At 64.4% G+C, this 22,735-nt stretch carries 24 protein-coding genes and 2 pseudogenes; 10 read left to right on the top strand and 16 right to left on the bottom strand.

Features of this window, described 5'->3' with window-relative positions; all coding sequences use genetic code 11:
* Positions 1-4 precede the first annotated feature (4 nt).
* Positions 5-1,393, bottom strand: a complete 1,389-nt coding sequence (locus ACZYZ5_RS13200) for a sigma 54-interacting transcriptional regulator (RefSeq protein ID WP_463902199.1) — start codon at positions 1,391-1,393, stop codon at positions 5-7.
* Positions 1,394-1,485: 92 nt separating this feature from the next.
* On the opposite strand from ACZYZ5_RS13200, the gene ACZYZ5_RS13195 reads away from it, so the two are divergent.
* Both ACZYZ5_RS13195 and ACZYZ5_RS13190 read left to right on the top strand, forming a co-directional pair.
* Entirely contained in the window at positions 1,486-2,163 is a 678-nt protein-coding gene (locus tag ACZYZ5_RS13195; RefSeq protein WP_463902198.1) for an MSMEG_4193 family putative phosphomutase, read from the top strand.
* Positions 2,164-2,209: 46 nt separating this feature from the next.
* The gene (locus tag ACZYZ5_RS13190; protein ID WP_463902197.1) at positions 2,210-2,911 is read left to right on the top strand and encodes an SCO1664 family protein; all 702 of its coding nucleotides are present in this window, start codon (positions 2,210-2,212) and stop codon (positions 2,909-2,911) included.
* A gap of 105 nt (positions 2,912-3,016) precedes the next feature.
* Here the strand turns inward: ACZYZ5_RS13190 and ACZYZ5_RS13185 are convergent, their stop codons facing one another.
* Positions 3,017-3,913, bottom strand: a complete 897-nt coding sequence (locus tag ACZYZ5_RS13185; RefSeq protein ID WP_463902196.1) for a ferredoxin family protein — start codon at positions 3,911-3,913, stop codon at positions 3,017-3,019.
* 10 nt (positions 3,914-3,923) lie between these two features.
* The gene (locus tag ACZYZ5_RS13180; protein WP_463902195.1) at positions 3,924-5,129 is read right to left on the bottom strand and encodes a cupin domain-containing protein; all 1,206 of its coding nucleotides are present in this window, start codon (positions 5,127-5,129) and stop codon (positions 3,924-3,926) included.
* Between the two features lie 14 nt (positions 5,130-5,143).
* On the opposite strand from ACZYZ5_RS13180, the gene ACZYZ5_RS13175 reads away from it, so the two are divergent.
* The 3 genes from ACZYZ5_RS13175 to ACZYZ5_RS13165 all read left to right on the top strand — a co-directional run bounded on the left by ACZYZ5_RS13175 (position 5,144) and on the right by ACZYZ5_RS13165 (position 8,251).
* Entirely contained in the window at positions 5,144-5,410 is a 267-nt protein-coding gene (locus ACZYZ5_RS13175) for a hypothetical protein (protein WP_463902194.1), read from the top strand.
* Positions 5,411-5,596: 186 nt separating this feature from the next.
* Complete coding sequence (locus tag ACZYZ5_RS13170) at positions 5,597-6,481, top strand: LssY C-terminal domain-containing protein (RefSeq protein ID WP_463902192.1); 885 nt, start codon at positions 5,597-5,599, stop codon at positions 6,479-6,481.
* 129 nt (positions 6,482-6,610) lie between these two features.
* Entirely contained in the window at positions 6,611-8,251 is a 1,641-nt protein-coding gene (locus ACZYZ5_RS13165; protein ID WP_463902191.1) for a serine hydrolase, read from the top strand.
* Between the two features lie 122 nt (positions 8,252-8,373).
* On the opposite strand, the gene ACZYZ5_RS13160 is transcribed toward ACZYZ5_RS13165, so the two are convergent.
* Positions 8,374-8,991, bottom strand: coding sequence for a TetR/AcrR family transcriptional regulator (locus tag ACZYZ5_RS13160; RefSeq protein ID WP_463902189.1), 618 nt, complete (start codon positions 8,989-8,991; stop codon positions 8,374-8,376).
* A 236-nt stretch (positions 8,992-9,227) separates the two neighbouring features.
* Complete coding sequence (locus ACZYZ5_RS13155) at positions 9,228-9,497, bottom strand: YegP family protein (protein ID WP_463902248.1); 270 nt, start codon at positions 9,495-9,497, stop codon at positions 9,228-9,230.
* Between the two features lie 350 nt (positions 9,498-9,847).
* On the opposite strand from ACZYZ5_RS13155, the gene ACZYZ5_RS13150 reads away from it, so the two are divergent.
* Positions 9,848-10,210, top strand: coding sequence for an ArsR/SmtB family transcription factor (locus ACZYZ5_RS13150; protein ID WP_463902188.1), 363 nt, complete (start codon positions 9,848-9,850; stop codon positions 10,208-10,210).
* 297 nt (positions 10,211-10,507) lie between these two features.
* Here ACZYZ5_RS13150 and ACZYZ5_RS13145 read toward each other — a convergent pair whose 3' ends face one another.
* Positions 10,508-11,557 (bottom strand): EAL domain-containing protein, encoded by a 1,050-nt coding sequence (locus tag ACZYZ5_RS13145; protein ID WP_463902187.1) that lies wholly within the window; start codon positions 11,555-11,557, stop codon positions 10,508-10,510.
* Positions 11,558-12,046: 489 nt separating this feature from the next.
* Between ACZYZ5_RS13145 and ACZYZ5_RS13140 the strand changes: the two genes are divergently transcribed.
* The 3 genes from ACZYZ5_RS13140 to ACZYZ5_RS13130 are packed head-to-tail and all read left to right on the top strand — an operon-like array spanning position 12,047 to position 13,462.
* Positions 12,047-12,463: a hypothetical protein gene (locus ACZYZ5_RS13140; RefSeq protein WP_463902186.1), complete on the top strand. Its 417-nt coding sequence runs from the start codon at positions 12,047-12,049 to the stop codon at positions 12,461-12,463.
* A 37-nt stretch (positions 12,464-12,500) separates the two neighbouring features.
* The gene (locus tag ACZYZ5_RS13135) at positions 12,501-12,857 is read left to right on the top strand and encodes a PEP-utilizing enzyme (RefSeq protein WP_463902185.1); all 357 of its coding nucleotides are present in this window, start codon (positions 12,501-12,503) and stop codon (positions 12,855-12,857) included.
* Complete coding sequence (locus ACZYZ5_RS13130; RefSeq protein ID WP_463902183.1) at positions 12,854-13,462, top strand: hypothetical protein; 609 nt, start codon at positions 12,854-12,856, stop codon at positions 13,460-13,462. Before ACZYZ5_RS13135 ends, ACZYZ5_RS13130 begins: the two co-directional genes overlap by 4 nt.
* A 212-nt stretch (positions 13,463-13,674) precedes the next feature.
* On the opposite strand, the gene ACZYZ5_RS13125 is transcribed toward ACZYZ5_RS13130, so the two are convergent.
* From ACZYZ5_RS13125 to ACZYZ5_RS13095, 7 genes and pseudogenes are all read right to left on the bottom strand, one after another.
* Positions 13,675-13,986, bottom strand: coding sequence for a hypothetical protein (locus ACZYZ5_RS13125; RefSeq protein ID WP_463902182.1), 312 nt, complete (start codon positions 13,984-13,986; stop codon positions 13,675-13,677).
* Positions 13,987-14,315: 329 nt separating this feature from the next.
* Positions 14,316-14,804, bottom strand: a complete 489-nt coding sequence (locus tag ACZYZ5_RS13120) for a hypothetical protein (RefSeq protein WP_463902181.1) — start codon at positions 14,802-14,804, stop codon at positions 14,316-14,318.
* 77 nt (positions 14,805-14,881) lie between these two features.
* Entirely contained in the window at positions 14,882-15,082 is a 201-nt protein-coding gene (locus ACZYZ5_RS13115) for a helix-turn-helix domain-containing protein (RefSeq protein WP_463902247.1), read from the bottom strand.
* A pseudogene (locus tag ACZYZ5_RS13110) lies at positions 15,074-15,908 on the bottom strand (transposase); the annotation flags it as partial. The gene ACZYZ5_RS13115 and the pseudogene ACZYZ5_RS13110, both read right to left, overlap by 9 nt.
* 99 nt (positions 15,909-16,007) lie before the next feature.
* Complete coding sequence (locus tag ACZYZ5_RS13105; RefSeq protein WP_463902180.1) at positions 16,008-16,859, bottom strand: YhjD/YihY/BrkB family envelope integrity protein; 852 nt, start codon at positions 16,857-16,859, stop codon at positions 16,008-16,010.
* Positions 16,860-17,305: 446 nt separating this feature from the next.
* Positions 17,306-17,476, bottom strand: a pseudogene (locus ACZYZ5_RS13100) (aldo/keto reductase); the annotation flags it as partial.
* Positions 17,477-17,540: 64 nt separating this feature from the next.
* The gene (locus tag ACZYZ5_RS13095) at positions 17,541-17,780 is read right to left on the bottom strand and encodes an aldo/keto reductase (protein WP_463902246.1); all 240 of its coding nucleotides are present in this window, start codon (positions 17,778-17,780) and stop codon (positions 17,541-17,543) included.
* A gap of 82 nt (positions 17,781-17,862) precedes the next feature.
* Between ACZYZ5_RS13095 and ACZYZ5_RS13090 the strand changes: the two genes are divergently transcribed.
* Positions 17,863-18,246: an MmyB family transcriptional regulator gene (locus ACZYZ5_RS13090; protein WP_463902179.1), complete on the top strand. Its 384-nt coding sequence runs from the start codon at positions 17,863-17,865 to the stop codon at positions 18,244-18,246.
* Positions 18,247-18,445: 199 nt separating this feature from the next.
* On the opposite strand, the gene ACZYZ5_RS13085 is transcribed toward ACZYZ5_RS13090, so the two are convergent.
* From ACZYZ5_RS13085 to ACZYZ5_RS13075, 3 genes are read right to left on the bottom strand one after another with little or no spacing between them, the layout of a single operon-like run.
* On the bottom strand, positions 18,446-19,489 hold the full coding sequence (locus tag ACZYZ5_RS13085; protein ID WP_463902177.1) for a cytochrome d ubiquinol oxidase subunit II: 1,044 nt from the start codon (positions 19,487-19,489) through the stop codon (positions 18,446-18,448).
* Positions 19,490-19,498: 9 nt separating this feature from the next.
* Positions 19,499-20,908, bottom strand: coding sequence for a cytochrome ubiquinol oxidase subunit I (locus tag ACZYZ5_RS13080; RefSeq protein ID WP_463902176.1), 1,410 nt, complete (start codon positions 20,906-20,908; stop codon positions 19,499-19,501).
* 48 nt (positions 20,909-20,956) lie between these two features.
* Complete coding sequence (locus ACZYZ5_RS13075) at positions 20,957-22,537, bottom strand: GMC oxidoreductase (protein ID WP_463902175.1); 1,581 nt, start codon at positions 22,535-22,537, stop codon at positions 20,957-20,959.
* Positions 22,538-22,735: the final 198 nt, after the last annotated feature.

Genomic DNA, 22,735 nt, shown 5'->3' with positions numbered 1-22,735 from the left:
CTACTTAGCCGTAGACCGTCGTCTCATCGTCGGACTCCTTGGAGATCCGCCGGGCGAGGTAGAGACCTTCCAGTGCCAGTTCGACGGCGGCGGCGCGCTGCCCGTCGTTCGTCGCGCCCAGGCGCTCACTGATCTGGTCGTAGAGGCGCGACCCGTCGAGGGACGGGAGGTTTTCGAGGAACTCCCGCGCGGTGACCAGTTCCCCGGTGGTCACCGAGGTGCGGCCGTCCAGCGCCGCCACGAGTGCACCCATATCGATGCCGTGGAAGTGCGCCCGCACGGCTTCCGCGGTGGCCATGCGCAGGAGGTGGTCCAGGATGTCCTGTTCCCGCCCTTCCTCTCCCGATTCGAACTCGATCTTCCCGGCCAGGACTTCCACGGCGGCGTCCAGGTCGATGATCCGGGCAACGGCCTCGTCCTCCCCGCGCACGCTGGCCCGGCGCAGGGCCGCCGCGGCAACGGTTTCGGCACCGGCGATGGCGAACCGCGCGGACACCCCGGAGGTCTGGTTGACTGCCGGGGACTGCCGCAGCGCCCGGGTGTAGCGGGCCAGGATCTCGAGGATGACGGGCGGGACGCCGGCCACCAGCTGCCCCTCCTGCCGGATCACGGCGACCTCGTCGTCGAGCTCGATCGGGTAGTGGGTGCGGATCTCGGCGCCGAAGCGGTCCCGCAGGGGTGTGATGATCCGGCCGCGGTTCGTGTAGTCCTCCGGGTTGGCGGACGCGACGACGAGGACGTCCAGCGGGAGCCGCAGCACGTAGCCGCGGATCTGGATATCGCGTTCCTCCATCACGTTCAGCATCGAGACCTGGATCCGCTCGGCGAGGTCGGGCAGTTCGTTGATGGCAATGATCCCGCGGTTGGAGCGCGGGACCAGGCCGTAGTGGATGGTTTCCGGGTCCCCCAGGCGGCGGCCCTCGGCCACCCGCATCGGGTCGACGTCGCCGATCAGGTCCGCGACGGAGGTGTCCGGTGTCGCGAGTTTCTCGACGTACCGTTCCGAGCGGTGCCGCCACGCCACCCGCAGCCGGTCCCCCTCGGTGAGGACACGGGCCCGGGAGTGCTCGGTGATGGGTTCGTAGGGGTGTTCGTTCAGTTCCGAGTCCTCGATCACCGGCGACCACTCGTCCAGCAGCCCGGCCAGGGTGCGCAGAAGCCGGGTTTTGCCCTGTCCCCGTTCGCCGAGCAGGACGACGTCGTGCCCGGCAAGGAGGGCCCGCTCGAGCTGGGGCAGCACGGTCCGGCCGAAGCCGAACATCCCGGGCCACGGATCGCGGCCGGCGGCGAGCGCGGCGAGCAGGTTGTCGCGGATTTCGCGGCGCAGGTCCTTGTGTACGTGGCCGGAGGCACGCAATTCACCAGCAGTGAAGATATCGGGGCGATCACTCACCCCTTTACGGTAATCCTCCACTGTGCCGGGAATCGAGCAAATTCTTCAGATTCGTGCGCATTAGAACGGAGTGCGGAATACGCTGGATGGTGATGACTGCAGCACCGCCGCCGACACCATCGGCACCTGGAACCTCATCTGAGCGGCAGGGCACGCTCCTGCTTCTGGTGCGCCACGGGGAGACGCCGACGACGGGCACGGTACTGCCGGGGCGGGCCCCGGGACTGCACCTTTCCGACCGCGGCCGGGCCCAGGCCGAACATGTCGCGGAACGGCTCGCGAGTCTGCCGGTCGACGCCATCTATTCCTCGCCGCTGGAGCGCACCATTGAGACAGCGGAGCCGACGGCGGCCCGCATGGGATTGGAAGTGAAACAGGACGCGGGCCTGAATGAATGCGACAAGGGTGACTGGACTGGCGCCGCGATCGCCGACGTGGCGGCCTTACCGCAGTGGCAGAGCGTCCAGCACACCCCGTCCGCCTTCCGCTTCCCGAACGGCGAGAGCTTCACCCAGATGCAGGCGCGGATCGTCGGAGCGTTGGAGGCCCTATGCGCTGCCCACGCCGGGGGCGTTCTGGTGTGCTTCTCCCACGCCGATCCGATCAAGGCCGCCGTCGCCCACGCCCTGGGCACGCACTTGGACCTCTTCCAGCGCATTGTCATCAGTCCGGGCTCGGTGTCAGCGATCTCGTATGTGGACGGTCAGGCACTCACCGTACTGATGGTCAATTCGACGTCGGAACCCCTCAGCCGACTGAGGGCGCCGTGAACTTGGAACTGCGTGCATCGGGACCGACGGTGGAACGGGACAGCCGGTGTCCGACCGTGAGCTGACAGTGCTCGCCGAGGGCCGCATCGAGCTGCTCGGACGCCTTCCGCGCAGCAGCAACGAGACGTTCCTCGTCCAGGTCTGCCGCGGGGACGAGGCCGCGTATGCGGTCTACAAGCCGGAGGCCGGCGAAAGGCCGCTGTCCGATTTCGAGCCCGGGCTCTACCGGCGGGAACGCGCCGCCTACCTGCTCAGCGAGTCCTTGGGGTGGGGACTCGTGCCACCGACAGTGATCCGCGAGGACGCCCCGTTGGGGATCGGCTCGCTGCAATGGTTCATCGTGTGCGACTTCCGTGAGCACTACTTCACTCTGTACGCCGAAGCACCCGAGACCCACCGCGACCTGGCGCAGATCGCCCTGTTCGATTACATCGCCAACAACACGGACCGCAAAAGCGGACACGTGCTGCGCGGCGACGACGGACGAATCTGGGGCATCGACCAGGGACTGTGCTTCTCGGCAAGCTTTAAACTGCGCACCGTGATCTGGGACTTTGCCGGTGACCACATTCCCGACACCCTGCTCGAGGACATCGCTCCCCTCACAGAGACCGTGCCTCCCGCGGTGGCCGAACTCCTCGACCGCGAAGAGGTCACCGCCCTGCAACACCGCGTGCAGCGCCTGCTGCGCGCATGGGTGCTGCCGGTTGACCGCACCGGCATGCGTTACCCGTGGCCGCTCGTGTAGGCCGTTCCGACGGAACGGCGTCCATATCTGACCCCGAGGATTCACCGTTCCAAAGACAGGGTCGCGGATTGATTGAAGAAGTAGAACTCCCCGTCGGCTGTCTGTTCAGACGCTGCGGATGGAAGTGAGCTCGTAGACCACTACCGAGCCGGTCGCCGGTCCCCGGCAGGTCAACGGACGTGGCGGTGTGCGGTGGGCCTGCAGTTCGACGTCGATATGCGCCGGTTGAGGCGGGCTGCCCGTGATGTGGATCCGCCAATGGTCGCCGTCCCGCAAGGTTTCGGCGATCCGATAGTCATGCCGGCCAGCAGGGCCGAAACGTTTGAGCGCGGCCGCGACGGCAGCCTGTTGTGGTGGGAAGAGGTCCGTATATCCGCGCAGATAATCGGCGCGGATGCGGCCGGCAAGGTGGTCTTCGATGGTGGCGACGGCGGACTCGGCATCGAGTCCGCCGTAGTACACGCCGTCGGGGGCAATGACGGCGTTAGCTGCGAACCTGTCCCCGCCTACGTGGGTGCACTCCCATACCAGCTCAGGCCAGCGCTCACTCAGTGCGCGTCCCACGGGCCGTCCCCACACGGCACAGCAAGGGTCGTGCGGACCATGGGTGCAGACCAGGATGACAGGTGGAAGGCCGAGCTTTCCGGGGGAGGTAAGGGCGGTGGCAATTTCCGCCAGGTCCTCATCATGGCGCCATGTTCCCCATTGTTGAAGATAGGCACCGGAGTTTTGATGGCGCAGAACGGCCCAGCGGCTGGGGCCCCCGCGCCGGCGGCGGCCGGGCCGCTTCACCAGCAGCACCCGCGCGCGGGCCGATTGCGCGGCGGAGACCACCAGCGCTTTGGTCTCAGGCTCAACATCGAGGCCGTCGAAGCCGTTGGACGGCCACCCGCCCCGGTACTCGATGAGGACCCAAACCAAGCCGCGCGAGGCTGAACCTGCCATCGAGTCGCCGCGAAGTTGGGCGCTTTCTGCGCAAAAGAAACGTTCCGTGGCGGCCATAGCGGCAAAGTCACTGGTCAACGGGAACGAGAACCCCCGCGCGCAGCAGTCTTTCGACGAGTTCGACGCCGAGATCAGTCGCGGAGTGAACACTGCCGTCGAGCAGGAACGTCACAGAAGGCAAATCTGTCTCGTGGAAGTCGAGCCAACCCACGCGCGTGGTCAGGCGCGAGCCATCGAGCCGTGCTTCCAGTGCACCCCGAAGTTGCACCAGCGACTGGGGGCCGAGGCCCTCGACGGCCGCGAGCTGGGCCACCGGGCCCAGCGGCGCCGGGCGTCCCTGTCCCCGCCCGGTGCGGCGGAACAGGGGCGTGGGGTCACTCTCCGAGAGGGCGGCGGCGAGACGCTCGCGGACGGTGGCGATTTCCCCATCCAGTCCGTTTACGCCCAGCGGCAAGGTGCGGCGCATCTCGGGATCGTCGCATAGCTTTGCAAGGGCGGTCTGAGCGAGGTGTTCGGCCAACGCGTAGCGGGTCCAGTTGTGGATTCCCAGCGTGAGGTGGATTGAGACTTTGCCCTGCGCCTCAGCGGCGTGCAACCAGCCACGCGGCAGGTAGAGGGCATCACCCGGCTCCAGCACTGTGTCGATGTATGCCTTGTCTTTCGCGGCTTCGGCGACGTCGGAGCGACGATCGGTCCAAGGCTGATTACGCAGCGGATCCACATGGACTGGCTCATGGATGATCCAGCGCTTGGTCCCCTCGATCTGCAGAACGAAGACGTCGTGGACATCATAGTGATCATCAAATCCACGGTTCTGAGGCGGAGTGATATAGGCGTTGGCCTGCACCGGATGTCCGAGCTCGGTGCTTAGCCTGGTGCTGAAGTCCGAAATCGGCTCCCACGTGCGGTGCAGCGCTTGCAGGACCAGCGTGGCACCCTCAGCGAATTTACGCCAAAGCTCGGTGTCGTCAAGTTGGTCCGGGATACTGGCGCCAGCGCCGGCCGGGGAGGTGAAGGAAGAGTCGGGCAATGTGGAGCCACCCTTGGCGACGCGCAAGAAAGGTGTGCGCAGTCCACGGCGCGAAATCAATTCGTCAACGGCCTCGGCTGAGAACAGATCCGAGAAGTCGCTAACGAGACGCGTGAGTAGCGCTGTGCGCCCCCAGACGTCACTGGCGAACCTCTCGCGACCGATGTCAATCAGGCGAGTTTCCAGAACCCCGGCGCCACCCACGGCGTCGGGGCCCTGAAAGTCGTTGCTAGAAGTGCTCAAACCTAGCTGCCTCGTTGTTCGGCACCACCGTCAGCACCACCATCGGCACCCCCGTCGGCACCGCCGTCAGCACCCCCGTCAGCACCGCCATCGGCACCGCCATCAGCACCGCCATCGGCACCGCCGTCAGCACCGCCGTCAGCACCGCCGTCGTGGGCGCCGGGGATGCCTGCCGCGCCACCGTCCGCCGGGCCTTCCTGGCTTGGATCCTGCTCTGGATTAGTCGTCATACTTCCTCCCGAGAATCGAATGGCATGATCAGACTCCCTTACGGCAACTGATCCCAAACCGGGCGATTCTTCCATCACACCGCCCGTGATCACCCTATCGAGATAGGTCAGCGCTGGGAACAGCCTGCGTTGACCGATGCAGGGTCCCGCCCGGATCTGGGACGGCCACGATGGGCCGCCCGCATCAGCCGTGTCCAACCCGCCGGGAGGTGCCCGTGTGGCGCCCATAATGGGACCATGAGCGATAGGGCCGGGTCGGGTTCAACAGAGAACATGAAGCTGCCGCGGCCGCGGCGCGGCAGGGTGCCGGAGACTTTCTACTTATGGGCTCAGCGGTCGTTCGTCTTCCTCCTGACGCTGCTGGCCGGGTGGATGGTCTACGAGCTTGTTCTGGCTGAAATCGACGACGGCGGACGCCAGCTTTGGCCTTTCCTGATCATCTGGGTCTTGGCCTCCTACGTTCTGCTGCCGAGAATCAACCGGCTTCTGGCCCGGATCTACGTTCCCAGCTACTTCATTGGCCGAACCAGAACGGCTGATGGCTTGCTCGGGGATCCCATCAATCTGGCCGTTATCGGGACACCGGAGCTGTTGCGGTCATCGATGTTATCGGCGGGATGGAGCGAGCCGGATCCCGTGACTCTTCGGAGTAGTTGGCGGATCATCCGCGCCGCGTTGCTGCACCGGAGTTATCCCCGGGCTCCGGTCAGCCCGCTGTTCGTGTTTCAGCAAAGACAGGATCTGGCTTTCGAACGGGAAGTGGCAGGCAGCCCGGCCCATCGTCATCATGTCCGGTTTTGGATCTGCCCTCCTGATTGGAAGTTGCCGGGCGGATTCGATGTGGATCTGGTGGGTGCGGCAACATTTGATCGCAGGGTGGGCCTGTCAATGTTCACCTTTCAGATCACCCACAAGATTGCCCGCGACACGGATCAGGAACGGAATCTTGTTGTCGGCATTCTGCGAGAGGCGGGGGCGGCAGTACACGTGGTGCGACACTTTTCAACCGGGTATCACAGCCGCAATGGAGGCGGTGACTCCATCGAAACGGACGGTGACCTTCCCATCATTTCGCTTCGCCGGATCCGCCCAGATTCCGAGTCGGTTCCCGACCCTGGGTGAGTGCGCATTGGCCAGCACATGGAGTGATTGCCACTGTCCTATTTCGAGTGCGAGGTCCACCATAGGGACTACCGGGGAAGTTGGCATCGACCGGTAGCACCCGCGGTCTGGCACATCAAAGGGGCGTTCATGGACCACATAGACTCTGTTCCTCCGAACCGACGTGCGCTGCTAAAGACGTTCGGGGCCGGAGCGGCCGGGGTTGCCGGCATCCCCCTTCTGTCCGCGTGCACCGGCGAATCCGCACGAGTCGCGGCGTCGCCATCGCTGCTCCCGGCCCCGCCGGGACAGATCGAACCACTGCTGGACCGGCCCAAAGTCACCGCTGCCCTGGCCAAGCTCGACGGACTCGTGCGGGACGCCATGGACCAGACCGGGCTGCCCGGGATGGCCGTGGCCGTGGTGTATCGGGACGAAGTCGTCTACTCCAATGGATTTGGCGTGCGGGAGGTCGGAAAGCCCGAGCGGATCGGTCCTGACACGGTGTTCCAGCTTGCTTCGGTGTCCAAGCCCCTGGCGTCAACGGTGGTGGCGGGTGTGGTGGGACGGCAGGTCATCAACTGGACCGACCCAGTCATTGAACATAACAAGAGCTTCGCGCTCAACGATGACTACGTCACACGAAATGCGAGCTTCGCGGATCTGATGGCACACCGCAGCGGGCTGAAAACAGGATCGGGTGACCTGCTCGAAGACCTTGGATTCGACCGTGCGTACATCCTCGGCCAGCTCAACCAGGAGCCCCTTGATACGTTCCGGTCCAGCTACAACTACAGCAATTTCGGCTACACGGAAGCCGGCCAGGCAGCGGCGGATGCGATGAAACTTTCCTGGGAGGACCTGGCCGAGGAGATCCTCTTCGGGCCGCTGGGCATGTCCGCGAGCAGTTATCGGCACTCGGACTATGAGAAGGCGTCGGACAAAGCATCTATTCACGTGCCGCTCGGGAACAAGGAGTGGGCAGCGAAATTCCGCCGCGATGCCGATTCAGAGGCGCCGGCCGGCGGCGCAAGTTCCTCCGTGCGGGACCTGGCGCAATGGCTACGGCTGCAGCTCGGCAACGGCACCTACCAGGGCAAGCCCATTATTGATCCGGCGGCCCTCCAAACGACCCACGTTCCCCATGCAGTTTCCGGGCCGGCGTCCGCACCGGCTGCCCGCTCCCGTTTCTACGGGCTGGGCTGGAACGTCTCCTACGACGACCAGGCCCGCGTCCAGCTCGGACACTCCGGGGCGTTCAATCTAGGCGCCGCTACCGCCGTTTCCATGCTTCCGGGCGAACAACTCGGCATCGTGGCACTGACCAACGGGCGCCCGCAGGGCATTCCTGAGGCAATCACCGCCGGATTCCTGGACACAGCCCAGCACGGATCACCCACGGTCGATTGGCTGGCATTCACCGCGGGCGTATTCAAACAAATAGATGATTCCGAGAAGCCCAAAGTCGACTACACCAAGGCCCCGTCCGCCCCTTCTCCTGCCAAGACAAACACTGCCTACACGGGCACCTACGACAACACCTACTACGGCCCGCTTGTGGTCCTCGAGCAGGGCGGGAAACTCGCCATGAGAATGGGACCACCCGGCGCTCCAACCACTTTCCCCCTCACACACTTCGACGGCGACACCTTCAGCTTTGAATCCATCGGAGAGAACGGCAACGGCCTGGCCGGTGCACTCTTTGCAAAAAACGCGGACAGCTCCTCGCCGGCAGTCACCCTGGACTTCTACAACGCCACCGGACTCGGGACCTTCACCCGGGCCCCGTGAGGCGACGGACGCATTGCTGATTGATCCAGCGTTCGGCAAGCTAGCGCAGGCCGAAGTTCGAGGCGCGTGTGCATGGAGAACCAAGCGCTGTCATCCGGAGCACTGAACGCACTAACCCGAGGTCAAAGGCTCCGGTGGTGTTCGATGAGCCAGCGGGCCATTTGCTGGGCACGCTTCGCAGCCATGATGTCCCCCTCGGTTGCCGAGATGATGGAACCCTTCATCAGGATGTGCCAGGATCTTGCGAATTCGTCGGGGCGGTTCAGCCCGGCTTCATCGGCCAGGGCCTGAATGTGGCCCCTGATCATGCTGAGATAGCCGATGCTCGCCTGGCCGAGTGGGTGCCCGGGGCCCATCTCCAGCAGGACGTTGATGAACGTGCACGCCTCGAAGTCAGCGCGCTGGAACCAGTCCCCGAACACATCGAAGACTGCCAGTAGCTGTTCCTCGGCGGTGTTGCCGCGGCTTCTGGCCTCGGAGACAATGAGGTCCACGGTCCACACCTGGTCCCGGAGCTCCAGGAAGGCAAGGACCAGAGCGTTCTTTGACGGGAAATGCCTGTAAAACGTTGCTTTGGAAACCCCGGAAGAGTTGATCAGCTCGTTGACCCCGACGTCGCGGATGCCGCGGCGGGAGAACAGCTCGTAAGCGGTGGTGAGAATACGGTCTGCTGGATCATCGCGGCCGACCATGGCCGTGGCGGGCAACAACTGGGGACGGGCGGATTCGTCGGGGGTCATCGTGGAAGCAATTTTACACGGGACCCGTGGCTGCAGACTGGTCTATGTCGATCGTGCTTACTCCGCCGTCAGAGTGCGGAGGAGGCAGGGGTTAGGGCCGAATCAAGACTTTCGGTCAACAGCCGGGCACCGACGGGTTGTGGTTCCGGTCTACGATGAACCCCCGGTCTCCCAATGTCCGGGGGTTCACCCTTGACCGGAAAGGCATCCGTCCACCGTCACCGGGCGATGCTCCGTCACCGGCCCGTGTCTCGTGAACAACTCGATTGAGCACGCCGGCCGCCGGGAAAACTTGGAATGGCCCTGATCAGTCCACGACGGCATTTGTCCTCCGCCACTGAGACTTCGGAGACCAGTCCCATGCCGGCGTACTCACGGACCGCGGCGATCCCTGCCACCGCCGAGGGCTTATCGGGGAAACGCCTGGACAGGGCCATCACCGTCCCGTCCGGAGCAGTCAGCCGAAATCGGTAGGAAGCGTCGGAACCGGTGAATAACTCGAACATGCCTGTCATAGAACCCTCCTGGGAGCCGAGATCGTTCTGCTTCCGGTGACACCTTTGTCACCGGAAGCAGCCTGAATCCATCTGCAGCACGCCGGCCACTCGCCGAGAGCCGGTGGCGAATTGATGAATTCATGAAAGTCTGAACTACTACCTCTTGATCCGCAATGGGGGTCCCGCCGACCCCCGGCGAAGGCGACACGGCAACCCTCCGGTGCTAGAAAATACCTGTGACCAGGCCGATCGCGATCTTACCGAGACAGACTTTTCTGTCTCGCGTATGGTGGTTTCCTCGAACCGGGTGCTTCACGGGCTCCGAGCCGCGAGCACTGAAACTGAAGGAGAAGACCACCATGGCGGATGATCTGCCCACAGGTCTTGTCTTGAACGATCTTAAGGCTGAACTGTTCAAGTCGATGGGCCACCCTACGCGGATCCAGCTCCTGGAAATGCTCGCGGACGGCCCGGTCGCCGTCAGCCGACTGCGCGGCAGCACGGGCCTGGAACCCTCCAACTTGTCCCAGCACTTGGGTGTGCTGCGCCGTCAACGCCTGATTGTCCCGACGCGGCGCGACGGGCGGCTGTTTTATGAGCTTGCCTGTCCCGAAGTGAGCGTCACGCTGAACGCCGCCCGCTCCCTGCTCGGGAGCCTCCTCCACACGGCCCGATTGACCCTCCCCCAAGGCGAAGCCTCCAAGGAAATCTCCGTCAGTTAGGCGCCGGCGCTGCGTGCGCGGCACGAAGAGTCGGCATGCCGCTATGATCTTCCGGACCACCTCAGGACGCCACCGGCCAAATCTGCTGCTGAAAGTCGATGAGTCAAAACTCGGAGACATCCACCGCGTGACGCCGAGACCGACTGGTCTTCCTGGGAATGTACCTACGTGCCCGCTGGGAAAGCATCGTCCCGCCCAGTTGGGAGCGAACTTCCGCTGCTGCCCGAACCTGCTCCACATACGCGGTCCAAGTGCCGCAGTTCCTACATGCCCGCAACCCTACGCCCCGGCTTGGAGTCAGGACAGATTTGCAGCGTCAGCCTCTGCCAGCGGCCGAAATACCCAGGCCGACTCGTTCCACCGGGCCCAGTCCCTGGGCCGGACCGTAGGCCGGCCCAGGTAGTAGCCCTGACCGGCTGTAACTCCGAGACTAGTGACCATGGCAAGTTCCTCTCGCGTCTCTACCCCCTCCGCAATGAGAACGGCTCCGACTTGAGCGGCGAATTCCGTCATGACCTCGCCAAAGGCTTGGCGGAGGGTGTCGGTTTCGATACCAGCGATGAGGGTGCGGTCAAGTTTGATGAAGTCCGGGCGGATTTTCCTGATCTGGCGGATCGAATCGACGTACGAACCCACGTGGTCAACCGCCAGCCGGAGCCCCCGTCGGCGCAGGGGCGCCAGCGCGGCAACAAAGGCTGCGGACTCATGAACGGCCAGGGCGCCAGTCAGTTCGAGAACCATGCGGTCCACAGCGACCATGGATTCCTCGAGCAGCCCCGGCAGGAGCGGGTCCAGGCAGGTGGCTGGTGACAGCTGCAGTGCCACATACACGTGCGCCGGGAGGTGCACAGCTGAGGCGAGGGCGGACGCCACGGCCGCGAGTTCCAGCTCCCTGCCCAACTGCACTTGTGCGGTTGCCGCGAACCACTGCGCCGGAGTGCCGTCCCCGTCGCCACGGAACCGCGTGAACGCTTCGACTCCCAGGACCTCACCGGTCTGAAGCTCACGGATCGGCTGGAACGCGGTCACCAGCATCCGTCCCTTCAGTATCTTCTCGACCCGCAAGCTCATGGTTTCCTGGAAATCCAGGGAAATTGAGCCGGGACTGGACGGCTGATTCCCTGCATCCATGGGGAGTCGCGTTAGGGATTCAAGAGCCATCAGGTGCTCCGTCAGCGCGATGTCCGGGCGTCCCGGATTTGCCGCCAGATGTTCCCGGAGCAGCCCCTGGATACGCACTTGCTCCGGCGCCGGGTCGGCCAGCACCTCAGCTATGATCCCGGCCGCCTGCCGGCGGATCCCGGTTGCCTCAGCGTCCAGAGCCGGTCCAGGGACGTGCTCTGCCAAGCCAGCGCCATGGGGCCGGTGCGGAATGGGCGACTGCTCCGTTGACATCGGTTATTCCTTTGTTCCAAATTACGGCTGAGTCCGGAATCGGCATGCGCCCCGCCCGCGCTGCTCTGCCGGGCTTCTCGGGCAACGCGAGCGGACGACTGTGATCACACACACTATAACGGGACCGACCTGTCTGTCTTTCCTTGGCGCCGGAGACTGAGGTTGCCACTCTCGACACCGGGAAACCATGCCAGCGACGCCTCTCTTTGAAAGCACCACCTGAACCGGGGCACTTAGCTTAGAGGTACTCCCGATGTCAGATTCCGATCTTTCAGCATTGCGGAACAAGCGGCGCACGGGGACCGTCAGCCCTCCGCACGCTGCCACACAAGGAAAACCTCGTCCCGACCGACACTTTTCAACCAATTGTTGACAACATAATGTTGATGCAGGAAGGTGGTGGCGTCGGCGGACATAGTGCTGACGGGATATGGAGCTGTAATGAACGAGATTGACGGAGTTGGTGGCGGGTCAGGCGACGCGGCGGAGGCTCTCCACCAAACCCAGGCGACACGGATGCTGTTGGACAGAGGCGCTTCCGAACTGCCGCCCCGGCCCTGGCTGGGTGAGCGGCAACCCCCTTCTGCGGCCGACCTACTCCAGCACGTCCTGTGGCGGGCAAACGGGCCCGGCCGCGGAGAGGCGGTGGATGGTCTGGACGTGCGGGCCGGCCTGACCCTTATTTCCGCCGCGCGCGCAGAAATGGATGGTCTGGAAACCGCGCTCCTGTTCCTGGCCCGGACCGAGGGGCTGACCTGGGCACAGATTGCCCAGAGCCTCGGTCTCCGCTCAGCCCAGGCCGCTCAACAGAGACTCGATCGGCTGTCCGGCAAACCCGAGACGGGTGTGGTGGGCTGACGTGGAATTTACCCCTCCGGCCAATGCGACAGAAGGTATGGATCACTCCAGCGCCGTTCTCATCGGAATCGGCGCCAGCCGCGGTACCACTTGCGGGACCGCGCGGACCGTTCACAGTCTCGACGAATTCCCCCTGCTAAGACCCGGCGACGTCCTGGTCTGCCGCACCACTGACCCCGCCTGGACCCCTCTGTTCGGGATGGTCGCTGCAGTCATCACGGAAACGGGTGGAATGCTTTCGCACGCCGCAATCGTCGCCCGCGAATACGGTATCCCCGCGGTTCTGGGAATAGCGGATGCCCTGACCCGAATCAACACCGGAACGACGCTCATCGTGGACGGAACACATGGAATCGTCCACGAGAAACCAGCAAGTCCTGGAGCGGGGCCATGATGAGCCCGCAGCAGCCATCAAGACTGCTCACCCTCCACGCCCTGAGGCTGCTGGGCTTCGCTGACACTGAGTCAGTGGCAGAACGGTTCGGCCAGGAACCGGACGGCGTCGAACCTTTGCTTATTGATGCCGGCGCGAACGGGTGGGCGTTGCGCTCCTCATTCGGGGGCACCCGGGGCTGGTCCCTGACGGTGGCCGGCAGGACTGAAAACGAACGGCTCCTGGCGGGGGAGCTCAACAGCGCAGGCGGCCGAGCAGCCATCACTGCCGTGCACACGAAATTTACACCCCTGAACGCAGCGGTCGTGGCCGCCTGCAGCAAACTCCAGCTCCACAGGCCCTCCCACGAAAATCAGCCAAACGATGGGATCGACGAGCAATCACATAACACCTTCACCCAGGCGGCGGCGTCCCTCAGCGATCTGGAAGTCCGCCTGACCACGGTGTTACCGCGGTTCGGCGGATACGCGAAACGCCTCCAGCAAGCAGTGACGAACTCAACCACCGAGCCTGCTTGGCTCACCGCCACAGACCGCGACTCCTTCCACCGCATCTGGTTCGAATTGCATGAAGACCTCATCGCCACCCTCGGCATCCGGAGATGAACACTCCGCTCGGCCTGAAGTGCCGCCACCTGAGCCGCCAACTGCGCCTCATCTAGCGCCGCGTACGCCCCGCGGGCAGCCGTCAGCGGGGGTAGTTGCCCCGTTCCACGATCTGCCCGTACTCCCTCACCAGGATGAGGTCGGCGTCGCGGGGTGGAGAGCCGGTGCGGGAGGTGTCCCCCAAGCTGGTGGCCTCGTCCAGGTTTCGGCGGTCAGCCGGCGCCCTGGCCCTCGCGGGCCACCTCTTCCAGAATCCTGGCTGTCGGCGCTGCCGTCATCAGCTGCCCTATCACCTCGGGCTTGTCCCACACCTGGCTGCGCAACTTTTCCAGAAAGCCGGTCGCGGCGTCCCTGGTGTCGAAGTCAAGGAGCACGGCCACGCTGTTCTGGTCCTCGGTATCCCGGAACAAGCGGACCGCCCGGGCGCCCGAGGCGGCGCGGCCCGCGGGATCGGTGTCGAAGACCTTCTTGAATGCCTCGTAGTCCCGGACCGGATAGCTAATCTGCAGGGTGAACATCGTCATTCCTCTCCCTCGGGCTGTGTCAGGACCAAGATAGGCCGTCCATCGGCATCCCGGTAGGGCCGGAGGGCGGCGTGGACTCGGTGCCGCCCACCTGCCGCTTGTATCCGGGCCCAGACACCCAGAAGGCCACTCGCGCAAGAGGGCAAACACTACTTGTCCTCTGTAACCGCCGATATCGGACCCTTTATAAAGCTGCTTCCCTGGTGGCGGCCCTTTGGTGGCCGCCGCGGATCCAGTGCCAGCCGGCCCGTTCAATTAGTCCAACAGTGGGCACGGCAAAGCTCAACTCAACAGCCGCCGGAGGACACGTCAGGGCACACCGCGGCAGATTACTGCGCTCGTGTCCTTTGGCGGCGAGCAACCATGTCAGCAACACCCGCTCCAATGAGAGCGAGGATCAGCGGTGATTTAGCACCTTCCACCGCGATGCCCAGAATCAGGGACTGCTTCTCCTCAGCCACATGCGACCAAGTTGCCATCGGGGTGGCAATGAACGCAACCGCAGCCAAGGTTGCCAGCGCAACGATCCGGGCGGCTATGCCCTGGAAGACAACGCGGTACACGATGACCGCTGCCAAGGCGAGGAGAATCAGACTCAGCCGCCACACATAAGGCAACCAGTCGGCTGAGACCCCGCTGGCACGAGAATCAAAGGCCATAAAGGCGCTCATCTCGGACATCAGCAGCTGCATCGTGAGATAACCCGTCAAGAGAATGAGCAGCAGAGAGCCTGCCAAAGCGGCGACAGCGGCAACCGCCGGCCTGCGTTCGGGCGTCGGCGTTGTACTCGCCCTGTGTGGACTAGTCAGCTTCTCCATTGCAAATCCCCCAATTCGATTTCCCTCGACTGTAAACCCCTCCGGAATGGTCCGGTAGGGAACGGGGCGCTGGATTGTCAACCTGCGCCTGGCGCTTGCTCGTCGAGCCATTGCCGGTGTTCGGCGACGAGGCTATCGTTTCTGGTCTGCCCGCGCTCGAGGCGGGAGAGGTATGACGGCCCCTGGTTGAGGTGTTCTGCAGCACTCTGGAGCGTTAGGCCTAGTTGTTTTCGCTGAGGCCGCAGGTCGGCAATTGACGGCGCCGGGACCGGATTCATGATCTGTCGATAGAGTTCGCGGGCGACGTAGCGCTTGAGGCACCGCATTATTTCGCGTTTGCCTTTACCTTCCAGGGTTCGCTTGGCCACGTATTCCTTAGTCCTGGGGTCCGAGCCCATGCGCACCAGCACGACATGGTGGAGGGCCTTGTTGGCGTTGCGGTCCCCACCGCGGCTGAGTCTGTGCCGGTTCGTTTTGCCGGACGATGCAGGAACCGGAGCAACGCCTGCCAGTGCCGCAAACTGGACTTCACTGCCGACCCGTTCCAGGTTGTCTCCACTGTCACCAGCAGCTGGCTCGCCACCTCAACACCGACTCCTGGAAGGTCACAGGGCAGCGGTGCATAGGCATCAAGGACCTCCTTCAATGCCGTATCAGCCTCGGTAATCTCGTCGCTAAGAGACTGATACCTCCCAGCCAGTTTCTTTAGTGTCCACGCAGTCACGTGGGCCGGGTCGGCAAGATGGCCAGCGTGCCTGGACCGCGACATCGCTGCGATCGGGGCGTTCATGGCCGATGATCGTGAGGCCCGCAGAACACGCAACCACTCCACGGGGCAGTCTTTATCTTTGGGGAAGCGGTGCAGCGTTCAGCCAACACCGCTTGAGCCGCCTCGTAAGCATCCAAAGGATCGGACTTGCCCCTGAGCCGGCGGTGCTGACGGTTAGGCTGATTCACTTCAACAATTTTGCGATACCAGGATCCCGTGGCAGCAAATTAACGGTCCGCTAACGGCCGGCCGTGCTCGGTAACGACGGCAACGTGATGGGTATCCGCATGAGTATCCACGCCGACGCTGACGCGGGCTTCTTCCATATCCGGCATAGCGCCTTCCCTGACGAAATGAGAATCACGTGGCCTAGGTGGTTCAACCGCGACGAGGACGCGGCAACCTTAGAGCGTCAGCTAGCCCGGTTAGCCGTCTCAGGGCAGGCTTCTCGGTGGGGTTGGAGCCGCGGCGGTCTCGCCTGAGCGGCTCCACAACTGCCCGATCATGGCGAGGTGAACGACGCGGCCAATGGTCACGGCGACGAGGAGCACTGACATCAGCACGAACAGCCACCCGATGTACGAGAAGGCGAGCCCGAGGATGCCGAATTGATCGGCGGAGGAGGCGAACGCCCCCGGGAGATACACGCGCCCCACCACCGTGGCCACGGCGAATCCGAGTCCGGCGAGGACTGATCCCGGGAGGAGTGCCCGCAGGCTGACGCTCCGGTTGATCACGATCCAAGACGCGAACCACCACAGCGCGGACCAGATCGCTGCCTCGATGATGAACTCGAGCACCGACAAGGCACCGGTGCCGCGCACAACGTAGCGGGTCATGACCACGAAGACGAACCCGATGAGGATCGCAACAATCGCTACGACCCAGCGCCACGCGAAGCGGATGGGGGCCTTCGGTGTCTTCCAGATCCTGCGGAAGCACCGCTCGAGCGCGCGGGCGAAGGCGGTCGCGGCGATGATGAGCAGGAGCGCGCCGATGACTTCCGTGAACGTCACCCCTTCGATCGCTTGGGGAATCGACTGCTTCACAAGTTCAGCGGTGTCATCATCGAGGCTGAGGTTCTCAGCGAACATCGCGTCCGCCTCGGGGTTCAGGCTCGCTCGCAACGAACTGGCGACGATAAGGATCGGCAGGATCGAGGTGAACGCCTGTGCGGCGAGCGTCATCGCTCGATCGAACAGCTCGAGGTCACGAATGTCACGGAGAGCACGCAGCACAAAACGTCCGGACGCCGAGTGCACGGTGGCCCGCATCCATCGGTTCACCGGCGGCTGAACCATCGGAATCACACATGCCCAGCTTCGGCAGGCCGGAATGGTCCAGACTCCCGATCCAGGTCGCCGCCGAGGATGACCAACAGTGCAATGACCATCAAGCACCTCCGAATGCCGGTTGATACACATCGCTCGCACCGTTCGCAGCGGGCAACGCCGGACCCTAGTCTCTGACCCCCAGCATCCCGGACCACCCTCCGCCGTCGCATCCTGCGAACCGCGTGATGTTTATCGCCGGCACCTCGACGAAGAGGCCTTTTCTCTCATACGCCCGCTTCAAACCGGGCCCGGTCCACTGCCCGCGATAATCACCCCCTATGAAAGGGGACGCCGAATACCCGGAGGCGTCTGGGGTTACGCCAGGGTGATTGATGACCCAGGCGATCGCAAGACTGATGAGGGTCACGCCTGTTTCCTCGGCGCGTTGCGCGAGTTGTTCGACGGCCTTTGAGTGCTTTGCCGACGATCTCCTCAGATGCGCCGGCGGAGTACACGTCGGCGGTGTCGACGACGTTGATGCCGGCGTCGAGGGCGTGGTGGATGATGCGGATGGAGTCCTGTTCGTCGTGGTTGCCCCAGGGGCCGAACATCATCGTGCCCAGGGACAGGGGGCTGACCTATACGCCGGTACGTCCCAGTTTGGGTAGTCCATTGTTCCTTCTCTCTTGCCGGTCAGGCTTCGGGGATGGTGAGGCCGAAGCTGTCGAAGTCGATCTGGTCCGGGTCCATGGTGTCCCCGATGTTCAGGGCATCAATGCCGGCAAGCTCATCGGCGCTGAGGACGAAGTCGAACACGTCAAAGTTCTCGGCAATTCGGTCCGGGCGCACGGACTTGGGGATTGCGGAGCGGCCCTGCTGGATGTGCCAGCGGATCATGACCTGCGCGGTCGTCTTGCCGTGGGCGCCGGCTATTCAGCGGATTTTGGAATCGGTCAGCGGTGTCCTGGTGTCGCCCCTGTAGTGGCGGATCCCCCCGATGGGCGACCACGCCTGGGTGAGGATTCCCAGCGCCAACGACGTCGTCGCCATCCTCCGGCAAGAAGCCGCCCGCGACGCCCACAACCGCGACCTCTCAGACCTCGTCGGCGAGCTGTCCACCAAGAGCGAAGACTTCCGCACGATGTGGGCCGCACAGAACGTCAAACTCCACCGCACCGGGATGAAACAGTTCCACCACCCCGTTGTCGGCGACTTCGAGCTGAACTACCAGGCGATGCAGCTCCCCGGCGACGAAGGCCTCACGCTCATCGCCTACAGCGCCGAGCCGGGCACTCCCGGTCACGACGCGCTCAACCTCCTCGCCACTTGGGCCGCGACACTCCGCAACGAGGCCAGACTCAATACCGTTGACCTGCCCGCCGACCACACCGCCAGTTAACCGGCAGCTCGAACCGCTACAGGTTCGCGCGAAGACAAGGATGTGGGACAGTGCCTGACACTGCGGCGCACAGGCCACCCGGCCAGCCCGCCTTCGAGCACCAGAACTCGCTCAGTTGTTATCCGATCTGCCATCGTCCACCCTCCCGTCGATACCCCCGGTCAACGGCTCGCTTGCTTGCCACACCTCGTCAGCGAAGTCAGGCACGGGCGACCCCGGTGCCCCGGTCGGGCTCGTCGTCGACGCCTTCTTCGGGAAGCAGTCCGCGCTGGTCGAGCACGTACAACAAGATGAAGGCCGGCACGATCAACAGCACGGCGAGTCCGGCCGCGACCAGCACGGCCGTGATCGTGCCCGACGGCGCAGCGGCCGCCGAGACCGTGAGCGTTTCGGGCAGCAGGTAGTCCCACTGTGCCACGCCCCAGGCCAGCACGAGGGCGCCGGCCGCGGCGATCGCAGCCAGCCGCCCTCCGCGGTGGGGTCGGCCTCGGAGCAGGAAAAGCGCGCCGAGCCCGGCGACCGCCGAGATGATCACCAGCGGCAGGGCGCGTGAGGTGAGTCCTCCGAAGACGTAGCTGGCTTCGCTGCGTACGACGAAGAGACCGACCAGCGCGACGGCTCCAGCCACGGCCCCAGCCGCCACGGCGCGGACGCGGAAGTAGCCGACCATCGCCTCGTCGGAGAGGCGATGGGCATCCCAGGTGAGCAGTACCGCGGCGACGTAGGCCGTCACGGATACGGCGAGCAGACCCATGACGACCGACGTCGGGTTGACCCAGCTGTGCAGCGGATCGCCCGCCCGACCGCCGGCCGGAACCTGGCCGGATGCGATGCCTCCCGCGATGGCGCCGAAGCAGTAGGGCACCAGCACCGAGGAGACGGCGAAGATGGCGCCGAAGCTGCGGCGGGCTCGCTGCCGAAACACCGCCTTCCGGAAGGCGAAGCTGGCACCGCGCAGGACGATGCCGAGGGCCGCCATGGTGAGGGGCACGAACATGGTCAAGGTGATCGACGCGTAGGCCTCGGAGAAACACGTCCAGAGCACGACGAAGATGAAGATCAGCCACACGTGGTTCGCTTCCCACACGGGCCCGATCGAGTGGTCGATTACCTCGCGCGGCCGCTCCCCACGCTGCGCGCCACCAGCGGTCAGGTCCCAGAAGCCGGCACCGTAGTCAGCGCCGCCGAAGATCGCGTAGATGGTGATGGCAGCGAACAAGAGCAGGGCTGCGGCGGTATCCATGGGTGACCCCTAGGTTTCTTTCACCGGCTCGCGCGGTCCGTACGGGGAGTCTGTCTCCTCGAATCGTCGTGCCTCACGGTAGCGACGACTCATCCCGCGCAAGACAAGGATCGTGGTGACGCCCAGCCCGATATAGAGGATCGTGACCGCGATGAAGGTGATCCAGACTCCGGTGTTGGTGGTCGCGGCGTCTTCCACCCGCATCTTGTTGTAGACGATCCACGGCTGACGGCCGACCTCGCTAACGACCCAGCCCGCCTCCATCGCCAGGACGGACAGGGGTCCGGCGGCGACGGCGCAGCGCAGGAACCACTTGCTGCGAGGCATGTCTCGTCGGAAGATCCACGATGCCAAGTACCACAGCGTCAGCAGGAACAGGGCAGTGCCGACGCCGACCATGATGTCCCAAGCGAGATGGACGACGTTCACCTGGCGGTTCGTCGGCCGCTCGTCGGCGGGTACAGTGTCGAGCCCCTGCACGACGGTCGCCCGGCCAGTGCTGGGGTCCGACAACCACGAGGCGAGCCCGGGGATGGGGACACCGCCCACCACTTGTCCTTCTGAATTGAGATGGCCGAACAGCGTCTCGGGCACGTCACTGCTGGTCGTCGGCACCATCTCGATGGCGGCGAACTTGACCGGCTGGTTGCTATAGACCCAGCGAGCTAGACCGTCACCGACCCCCATCTGCACCGGGACGGCGATGGCGGCCACAGTGAAGGCGATGAGAAAGCCGAGCCTGTGATAGTGGTCCCGCCGCCCGCGCAGCATCGCCGTCGCGTAGACCATGGCCACCAGGAAGCCGCCGACCAGGTAGGCCGCAATCACCATGTGCGCCGCCATCAGCGGCATCGCCCCGTTGAAGATCACCCCGAGCGGGTCCACCGCCACGACGTTCCCGGCGGTGTCCAGAGTGACCCCTTCGGGGGAGTTCATCCACGCGTTGGCGGCCACCACCGAAACACTGCCGAAGATGCCGGCGACGGCGATCGGGACACCGGTCCAGAAGTGGGTCCAAGGCTTGAGCCGCCGCCAGCCGAAGATGTAGATCGAGATGAAAACGGCCTCGAGAAAGAAGAAGAGACCCTCGAACGCGAAAGGCACGCCGAACGACTCGCCCCAGCGACCCATGAACTGAGGCCACAGCAGGCCGAACTCGAAGGAGAGAACCGTTCCGGTGACGGCGCCGACTGCGAAGGTGACCGCCATGTACTTCGACCAGCGCTGCGCGAGCAGGATGGCGTCAGCGTCGGCCCGCCTGATGCCTCGATAGTTGGCGATCAGCGCCATCACCGACCAAGACACGCCGAGTGGCACCAAGATGATGTGGAAGGCCAGCGTGAACGCCATCTGTGCTCGAGCCCACGGAACCGGGTTCACCTCCATCACGGGGATGAGGACGTCCGCGAACAGCGTCATGTCGCACCCCTTCCCGCGAGATTGACAGCTGCCATGGCGACCCTGGGACTAGCCAAGGCGTTCGGTGAGGTGGTCGCCGACCCGCAGGGCGTTGGCGATTGCGGTCAGGGACGGGTTCACGGCGCCGATGCTGGGGAAGAAGCTGGTGTCGACGACGTAGAGGTTGTCCAGGTCGTGGGCTTTGCAGTTCACGTCGAGAGCGCTGGTGGCCCGATCTCGGCCGAAACGGACGGTGCCTGCCTGGTGCGCGGTGGCGCCGATCGGCATGCTCTTGTGCATGTAGAGGCTCCGGTCCAGCAGATGGTGCTCGTGCATGCCCAGCTTGCCGAGCATGCCGTCGAGTTTGTGGCGCAGCCGCTTTACTCCTTCGACGTTGTTCTTCTCATCGATGCTGAGGTGGATGGCGTCGTCCGCGTCGAGCGTGACGCGATTGTCGGGCTGCGGCAGGTCTTCGCCGCAGAGCCAGAAGTCGACGGCGTGGTGCGCCAGCACCTCGAAGGGCAGGTCCGGAGAGATCTTGCCGGCCCATCGCGGCGCCTGCGCGCGGATCTCCTCGTCGTTGGACTTGCCGAGCATCTGGATACCGCCGAGCGGATAGTCCCAGTCGTCGGACCCCAGATACCAGTCGTTCATCGCCAGCGTCTTCTGGAACACCGTGGGGTTGGGCTCCCGGGAAACGGTCATCAACGCGATGTTGTTGTGCCGCATGTAGTGCCGGCCGACCACTCCGGAGCTGTTGGCCAGCCCGTCGGGGTGGCGGTCTTGGCGAGACCTGAGCAGCAGGGCGGCGGAGTTCACCGCGCCGCAGGCGACGACCACGATGTCGCCGGTGAATCTGGTCTCGGTGCCGTCGTCCAAGGTTGTGACGACCCCGGTGACGCTGTGTCCTGAGGCGTCGGTTTCCAGGCGCTGCACATGGGCGCCGGTGACCAGTGTGACGTTGTCCCGGGAGAGCACCGGATCCACGCAGATGACTTGCGAGTCCGATTTTGCGTTCAGCAGGCATGGGAAGCCATCGACCCGGTCGCAGCGGATGCACGCACTTGCCCGTGCCGCCCGTCCAGGTTCGATCTCCTGGAGGTTGACGCCGATCGGGAGGTGGAAGGGGTGCAGCCCGAGCTTCTCCAGGTCGTCGTTCAACTGCTGGATGCGGGGTTCGTGGGATACCGGAGGGTGGGCGTACTGCGCGCTGGCATGGCCTTCGCTCGGGTCCTCGCCGTGCTGACCGTGCACCAGGTAGAGATGTTCGGCTTGGGTGTAGTAGGGCTCCAGGTCGTCGTAGGAGATCGGCCAGGCCGGTGAGATTCCGCCATGATGGCGTAGCTCGCCAAAGTCCTCCGGACGGAGGCGGAACAGTGCCGCGCCGTAGAACTTGGTGTTCCCGCCGACGTAGTAGTTGACCTCGGGCTGGAACTCGCCGCCGTGCCGGTCGTACCACAGCTCTTTCGCAAGGTACTTTCCGCGGACGAACACCGCCTCGGTCTGCCAGTTGTCGCGCTCGCGCGGCAGGAACGGACCTCGCTCCAGCCAGAGCACCTTCGCCCCGTTCATAGCAAGCCGGTGGCCGAGCGTCCCGCCCCCGGCTCCCGTCCCGACGATGACAACGTCATAGTGCTGGCCGTCTGTCATGCCGAATCCTCCTGGAGCGGGTTCTCGGATCTACGGATGCTGCCTCTAGACATTAAGCCTGGCCCCCGGGGTGGACGGCGTCATCACCCAAAAAGGGTGGTGACGGGGACCGGGAGACGGTGGTTGGCTCTGATACAAACCGGTCTGCGTCAGCTCCCGCACGCAGACCACGAAGCAGATCCATATTGCCGGTAGCGG

This window comes from Pseudarthrobacter ribosi, assembly GCF_055412865.1.
Note: the sequence above shows the minus strand (reverse complement) of the source record. Positions and strands in the feature narration are given on the sequence as shown.